This is a genomic window from Diplocloster agilis (genome assembly GCF_019042275.1).
Lineage (GTDB): Bacteria > Bacillota > Clostridia > Lachnospirales > Lachnospiraceae > Diplocloster > Diplocloster agilis.
This window is the reverse complement of record NZ_JAHQCW010000111.1, coordinates 1-269: the sequence shown is the minus strand read 5'-3', so window position 1 is coordinate 269 and position 269 is coordinate 1. Positions and strand designations below refer to the sequence as shown.

Sequence of the window (269 nt, the reverse complement as noted above, 5' to 3'; positions counted from 1 at the left end):
ACGGGCAAGAGCCTCTGAACCGGGAACACATCACGTGTTCCTGGTGAATAGGCTCGGTTCCTGAACCCGGCTTTTCGATTTCACTTAGCGGATACCAGCGCTAGCCCTCCGCCCGTCCGAACCGGACATCCGGGCAGCCGGCCGGCGCGGGGGAGTCCTCCCATGCCGCGCAGACCCTCCGCAAGCCCCCGGAACCGGACCGCTCCCCCTTCAAAGAAGAGCCGCCCCCAAGTTCCGAGCCTCCGGCGGTCCGCCTCCGCGGCTATTTT

Annotated in this window: 1 protein-coding gene; it reads right to left on the bottom strand. The window is 66.2% G+C overall.

Features of this window, described 5'->3' with window-relative positions; all coding sequences use genetic code 11:
• Positions 1–80: 80 nt before the first annotated feature.
• The coding region (locus tag KTH89_RS24780) for a hypothetical protein (RefSeq protein ID WP_238723473.1) at positions 81–269 on the bottom strand (189 nt) is incomplete at its 5' end.